Source organism: Nonomuraea sp. NPDC047897, assembly GCF_043204415.1.
In the GTDB taxonomy this organism is placed as follows: Bacteria; Actinomycetota; Actinomycetes; order Streptosporangiales; family Streptosporangiaceae; genus Nonomuraea.
The window spans coordinates 148591-155610 of record NZ_JBIDCC010000017.1; the positions used below are offsets into that span (position 1 = coordinate 148591).

At 68.8% G+C, this 7020-nt stretch carries 3 protein-coding genes; all 3 read right to left on the reverse strand.

All coding sequences use genetic code 11. From position 1 onward, the window contains the following. Positions 1 to 3: 3 nt before the first annotated feature. Entirely contained in the window at positions 4 to 1080 is a 1077-nt protein-coding gene (locus ACGF0J_RS32425) for an AAA family ATPase (protein ID WP_393152022.1), read from the reverse strand. Further along, positions 1077 to 4607 (reverse strand): WGR and DUF4132 domain-containing protein, encoded by a 3531-nt coding sequence (locus tag ACGF0J_RS32430; protein WP_393152024.1) that lies wholly within the window; start codon positions 4605 to 4607, stop codon positions 1077 to 1079. The genes ACGF0J_RS32425 and ACGF0J_RS32430 overlap by 4 nt, the downstream gene beginning before the upstream one ends. A gap of 137 nt (positions 4608 to 4744) precedes the next feature. After that, positions 4745 to 5089, reverse strand: coding sequence for a transposase (locus tag ACGF0J_RS32435; RefSeq protein ID WP_393152026.1), 345 nt, complete (start codon positions 5087 to 5089; stop codon positions 4745 to 4747). Between the last annotated feature and the right edge of the window lie 1931 nt (positions 5090 to 7020).

Sequence of the window (7020 nt, forward strand, 5' to 3'; positions counted from 1 at the left end):
CGTTCAGCCCGGCAGCAGGTGGCGGGCCTCGTACAGGGCCTTCCACTGGTCGCCGTGCCGCCTGCGCTCCAGGTATCTGCGGAGCTTGGCCAGGTCCTCCGGGTTGTCCTTGGCGGCCGTACCGGCGAGGCAGGAGACCAGGTCGGCGGCGGTGCCCGGCTCCCCGCGCAGGAACCAGCCGCGCAGCCCGACGGCATGGGCGACCGAGACGGCCTCCGCGGTGCTCATCACCCCCGACAGCCGGTCCGTGGCGTCGCCGCGCGCTGTCTGCCCCTGGCGCAGCTCGCGGAAGGCGGTGACCAGGACCTCCAGCACGTCGCGGCGCGGCGGAGCGGTGACGCCTGAGCGTTTGAGCAGCGCCCCCGCCTCCGCCTCCACCAACGCCAGCTCGGTCTCGAAGTCGGCGATCGGGAAGACGGTCTCGAAGTTGAAGCGGCGCTTGAGCGCGGCGCTCATCTCGTTGACGCCGCGGTCGCGGGTGTTGGCGGTGGCGATGACGGTGAACCCCTCCTGGGCGAACACCATCGACGCGGGACCGCTCAGCTCCGGTACGGCGAGCACCCGGTCCGACAGCGGCGACAGCAGGCAGTCCTGCACCTCCAGCGGGCACCGGGTGATCTCCTCGAAGCGCACCACCTTGCCCTCGGCCATGCCGCGCAGCAGCGGCGCGGCCACCAGCGACCGGGGGGAGGGGCCCTCGGCGACCAGCAGTGCGTAGTTCCAGGAGTATTTGATCTGGTCTTCGGTGGTGGCCGCGCCGCCCTGGATGGTGAGCGTCGAGGTGCCGCTCACGGCCGCGGCGAGCAGCTCGGACAGCAGCGACTTCGCCGTGCCGGGCTCGCCCACCAGCATCAGCCCGCGGTTGGTCGCGAGCGTCACCAGGGACCGGTCGATCAGCGAGGGATCGCCCACGAACTTGCGGCTGATGCCCAGCGCCTCCTCCCCGAGGACGAAACGGCGGGCAGCCCGCAGGCTGAGCGCCCAGCCGGGCGGCCGGTCGTCGGTGTCGTGCTCCCGCAGCCTGGCCAGCTCGCCGGCGTAGCGGATCTCGGCGGGGGGCCGCTGGGCGTGTTCGTTCATCGGGTGATGTCCCTCAGGTCTCGAAGGATCTCGGAGGTGGTGATCGGATCGAGGCCGTCGAGCCCCAGCTCCACCAGGGTCTGCTCGTCGGCGAAGTCGAGGTAGCCGATCGAGATGCCCGGATAGAGGCCGATCGTGATGGTCCTGCCGCCGGGTACGTCCCGCTCGATCCAGCCCTGCCAGCCGGCGTCCTGAGGCGCGCCGCGCCGCCAGCCGCGCCGCTCCAGGCCGATCACCGCGCGGGTGGGGATCCTGGCGGCTTCGATCTCGGCCACCAGCGCCGGATCCAGCGCGTACGTCTCCCTGCCCAGCTGCGGGAACGGCTGCAGGATCTCGTAGTCGGCGAACACCTCGGACCAGGCGGCCAGGTCCTCTCCCAGCTCCAGCGGGTGCACCACGCCGACGAGGGCGGCTTCGGGCAACGTCAGCGTGGCGTCCTCGACGTCGGCGAAGCTGCGGTCCTCGGCCACCCGCAGGGTGCCCGTGAACTCGCCCGACGGGTCGTACCACCCCCATACGAGCCGCCGTACGATGTGCCAGAGCAGCGGGTGGCCGACGAGTAGCCGGCCGAAGTCGCCGGCGCTCCAGCGACGCCGGTTCACCATGGCCTGCTCCAGGCGGTGGATGGCGTCCCCTGCCACGGAGCGCACGTCCTTCTTCAGCCCGGCGAAGCGCCGGTAGGCGGCGGCCGCGAGCTCCGGATCGTCGTTGGCGCCCGGCTTGGGCAGGTTCTTCAGCCGCTTGTCCGAGGCGTCGGCCACGTACGGCTTGAGCTGCTCGTCGAAGCCCACCACGAACTGCCGGCGGCCGTAGTCGAGGGTCAGGCTGCCGTCGGCGGACAGGCCGAAGTCGGGCACCAGCCGGTCGGCCAGCTCCTGCGGCTTCAGGCCGAGCTCGGCGGCGACCTCGTCCATCTTCAGCTTGGCCCGGTTCTTCAGCCCGGTGAACTTGACCTTCTCGGCGATGCCGTGCAGGTGCATCAGCGCGACCTCGGAGCCGATGGAGGCCAGCAGGTCCAGACCGGTGACCGCGCGCGCGTGCCCGCCCTCGCCCGGCCAGGTTCTGATCAGCGGGGTCAGCCGCCGTACGGTCTCGTCGTCGCCGAGCAGCGCCTGCGCGTCCATCACCCAGCTCTCCTTGGACGGGTAGCCGGCCGCCTGCCAGCGCTGGAACAGCGCCCAGGCGAAGTCGGCGAGGCTGCGGCCGTCGCAGGTCTCCTTGACCACGGCGAGCCCGGCGTACGGGTCGCCGGGCTTGGAGATCGCCAGCATCGTCATCACGTGGCGGACCGCCTCGGGCGGCAGCGCGCCCGCGCCGCCGCGCAGGTGGATCGGGGTCATGATCGCGACCTCCGTCCACTCGGGCAGCACGGGCATCCTGGCGGGCAGCGCGTCGAGCGGGTCGGCCACGAGCAGGTCGGCGATCGCGGCCTCGGCGGCGGGCCCGTACCCTGCGGCGGCCTCGGCCAGAGTGTCGCGGTGGCCGCCCGCGACCAGCGCCGCCAGCGCCTGCTCGGCCCGCAGCCTGGCTGCACCGGGCCTGCCGAGAGCCGCCGGGATCAGTGCCCTGGCGGCCGCTCCGGGATGGCGGTGCAGCCACGCCAGCGCGGTGGCGCGTACGGACTTCAGCCGGGCCAGCCAATCGGCCATCAGCACGGCGACCTCCGGCGCCGCGAACGGCAGCAGCGACGCCGCGACCGAGCTGGGAGCGCGCCGGGCGCTGTCGAGCACCATGGGCAGCGCCGCCGGCCCGAACCTGGCCACCACCCTCGGCATCCAGTCGCCCGCCCCATACACGTCGCCAGGGCGCCACTCCTCGATCAGCGGCGCGGCCAGTTTCTCGGGCCCGGCGACGAACAGGGCGATCTCATCGGACCAGGAGCCGCCCTGGCCCTTGGCGATCTGCCGGGCGATGTCCTCCCAGCTCCGGCGCCAGGACCGGTCCCATGAACCTTCACCCGCCCGGGGGGAACGCCAGTTGTCCTGCTCGCCCGGCGCCCACACGAGGGCCGGTTCGTCGGCGCACGCCAGGCCGTTCACCACGACCACCTTGCGTACCTTGCGCGGGCGGGTCCAGGGCGGACTGACCAGCACCTCGGGCAGGGCCTCCGGCGGAGCGGCGGCGACAGTCTCAGCGGTCACGATCTTGTTGATTTGCTCGGCGGCGGCACCGTCGCCGAGGCTCGCGAGCACCTCGTCCACCAGATCGGGATGGGCCGCCGCATGGGCGCGCAGCAGCAGGTCCACGACCTTGCCGCCGGACTCGGCCAGCATCCGCATCGCGCGGCGGGGGAAGCGGGAGGCCGCGCGCAGGAAGGCCGGCTGGGTGTACTTCTGCTCGATGCGGTCGAGGAGCGCCCGCATCGCCGTGTCGTACGGCAGGTCGGCGAGCACGCCCAGCAGCCGCTTCCGGCTGTCCGCGCCGTAGGCGTGGTCCACCCAGACGGCCAGCAGCGGCACGGCCGCCTCGCTCATGCCGTCGACGACCGTGGCGGGCAGGGCGAGGGAGTCCCCTATGTAGTAACCGCGCACCTGGTCCGTGATCAGCTCGGCGTGCTCCGGCGTGCTGATGGCGGCGATCAGGCGGTAGGCGAGAGCCGGGAGGTTCCGGCTCACCTCGGCGCAGTCGGCCGTGACCCAGCCGGTCTCGGTGGGCGCCAGGTAGGAGGCCGCCACGCGGTGGTGGAGCCCGCCTTCGCGGCTCACCGCCAGCGCCGCGACGACCTCGGCGTACTCGGCGTCGGACGCGGCGGCCAGCACGGCGCGGACCCGGGCGTCGATCTGCCGAGTGGAGGCCCAGCCGTGCCACCGGTCGGAGTCCTCGCCGTCGGCCAGCTGCCGAATCATCAAGGTGTCCCCGTCGTGGACATAGTCCAGCGAGGCCAGCTCGGTCACGGCCACCGCCGCGAACACCGGGCCGCGTTCGGCCAGCCAGGTCTCGGCGAACAGGGACAGCATCTCGCGCTCGGCCCATGACAGGGACGCGGCCACCGCCTTGGCGACCACCGCTGCGCCCAGCGGTGTGCTGCCGGGCTCTCCCGCCAGGTACGCCGCGCCCGCAGACGCGAGCCCCGGATCCGGGCACTTCGCCACCATGTCGGCGAGCACCTTTCGGCGTTTGCCCAGCTCGGCGGCCAGCTTCTCGGGCGCGCTCGCGTCCGGCCGCTGCACGGAGACCTTCGCTCCGCTCCGCCGGGGGTGGAGAGCGCGCAACCAGGCGGACGGCAACGTCAGCCGATCCTCGTCCGCAACGCTGCCGGCGGCCACCAGGGAAGCCGCCTGCGGCGAGGAGACTCCCTGCGACGAGGAGGCCGTTTCGTCCTCCGTGTAGCCCTTGCGTAACTTCTCCGCCGCCAGCTTTTCCGCGGCCGCCGTGGCGGCGGCGGCTGAACCGAACGACTTCACCTGCGTCTGACCGGCCGCGCCCAGCCGTCCATACCGGATGTACAGCTCCGCGCCGTCCTGGCGAACTGCCCAGAACTTGGCCGAACCCCCGCCGACGAACGTCAGCGTGCGCTCCACGCTCATGCCGATACCTCCACCCTGCATCCCGTCAGCCTCTTGATCGACAGCGGCGAGTATGGCGAGAACGACCGACAAAGTCGCGCGAAAGGCCAGCCGGGGAGCAGGGCTCCGGCATCGTGGAGATCTGTCCGGCTCTCTGATCACGTGAAGCCGAGGACGGCGAGGCCGCCGGTGGCATCCCGGGACAGCTGACGGATCGCCTGGGCGAGGTTGCCGGCTCCGGCCAGGCGCAACGCACCGATCGCGAGGTTGCGCAGGCTGGCCATGGCACGAGGAGCGTGGCCGGTGCGGACCCGGGAGTGGTCTTCGGCGAAGGCGACGTCGCGGACGTGGCGGAGCCCGTTCTCGACGGACCAGCGGCCGCGGATCCAGGTGGCCAGGTCGGCGGGAGTGGCCTGCCGGACGGGCAGGCTGATGATCGCGTACACGGTGACCGTGGTCCACTTGCCCGTCGTGAGGTGCTGGACCCGACGCCTGATCTGCATCACCTGGACAGCGCGTGGGAACAGCAGGCCGGCGGTGACGGTGACGACCTTGAGGGTCCCCCGCTCCTGCCGGCCATGGTCACGATCGCGTTCACCACATCGGCATCGGACGAACCCACGCCCGAACCCACATCGACGAGCTGCACATCCGCATCGCCAACGCCGTCACCGGAGAACTCCTGCGCGAGCTGATCCTCGACCCCGCCCACGACTACCAACGCCAGGCAAACCCCAACAAGACGAAACCCCCGAACCCGTAGGTTCGAGGGCTTCCGATGTCCTGAGACATCACATGAGTGCCCCCGGCAGGATTCGAACCTGCGGCACCCGCTTTAGGAGAGTGGTGGCTGTTCGGGTGGCGCATCTGTTCTGACCTGCATAAACGTTTCGCGTTTTCCGTAGCAGCAGCAAGATCATCCCGCGCATGTCCCGAACACGGATCGCAGAGCCGCTTCGTCCCCGAGGGCCAGAAGCCGCGGGGCAGGCCAGACATGACCTGTTGAGCCTGCATGTTGTCTGCATCTGAGGACGAACATCAAATTCAATATGGAGGGTGCGGTGCCCTTGGGCCTTGGACGCGGCGCTGGCGGCCACTTGCTTCATTAGGCCAGATGCCGTGGATGATTGGACGGTAACAGGCGCGAGCCGTACCGTGCGGCGATCTCCACGGTATGACGCGCCTGGCTACCATGGAGGCGATCCCTCTTGGAGATCAGTCTGCGGGCCTGGCGGGGCTGTCATTCAGGGCTTCCGCCCTCCCCGCCAGGCCCTTCAGCGTCTACCCCACGACGCGTCTGGGGCACCTCGACAACTGACGGGGAATCGAGGGACGTAGGCATCTCGTCCGTCAAATGCGGCAGCGGCCATCCTCCTGCCAACAGGTCTTTTAGGGCGTTGTAGACGGCATCCGAAGCTTCTCTATTGAAAGCGTCCGGGCGAATGCGAAAATGGTGATAGAGGCCATCCCAGTGATATCCCTCCGAAACCATTCCATCTGCATCTCTTCCTTTTCCGGGCCGCATCTCAAGAAGTCCAAATCGTTCTAGCATTCTATGTGTGGTACTATATGAATCCCGTCCAAGGCCAAAGTTCTTGAGTCTCACGTGTTCGGATACTTCAAGCCAGGCATTGCCCGACCTGGAGTCGCTCTTCAGCGAGAATAGCATTAGCATGAATTGGAGTTCGACATCCTCCAGCACGTGCATCCACCCGTTGGCGAATAGCTCAAATGGACCCGTAATGACGTTAGATTCATTGTGCCTTGGTATTCGATAGGGGATCGGATCGCCTCCCCCCGGACGGGCACCCCCTTCGTCTAATAGTTCAAACCCTTCGAAGCGACCGCGCTTGTTGGCTGCTCCCGGAGCGTATATAAGGCCGATATCTGGCTCGGCCAGCCTCGATAGCGCATTCAACAACCGGCGCTTTTTTTCTTTCCTTTAGAAGTCTTGCTCGCGGCTCTTCGGTTGGGATAGCAATCAGATCCACCCATCCATCGCTCGCTCCTTCTGACTTAATCGGCCGAATATTCTTGGGGTACTCACCTCCTCGATGGCGCATCTGCGCTTCACATAGCGCAATGAGATATAGCCGTAGGGCAACTCCACGTGGTGAGATTGTCCTCGCTATTGGTGGACGCTGGTTGGTATGCGGCAGAGCCCTTGGCCATCCCGGCTGCCAGGGCTTAGCGTCGGGTCGCAGAGGCATATCCCCGTGACGAAGGAAGCGTTGTCTAAGCCGCACCCCCTGGAGTGAACTCTCGGTGCGGGTGAGACTACTCACAGCGTTTGCGATCATGTTCGTGCGGCGCATCAACTCAAGACGCTCCACGCGCTTAGAGCGTGTTTGAGAAGATCGTTCATGTACGGCGTGGCGGCGTGACGAGAAGCGTCGGCGCCGTCAGGGTGGCCGGATGCCCTCTCGCCGCTATC

Coding starts and splice junctions, on each gene's coding strand:
- ACGF0J_RS32425 (WP_393152022.1), bottom strand. CDS start 1,080: ATGAACGAACACGCCCAGCGGCCCCCCGCCGAGATCCGCTACGCCGGC.
- ACGF0J_RS32435 (WP_393152026.1), bottom strand. CDS start 5,089: ATGCAGATCAGGCGTCGGGTCCAGCACCTCACGACGGGCAAGTGGACC.
- ACGF0J_RS32430 (WP_393152024.1), bottom strand. CDS start 4,607: ATGAGCGTGGAGCGCACGCTGACGTTCGTCGGCGGGGGTTCGGCCAAG.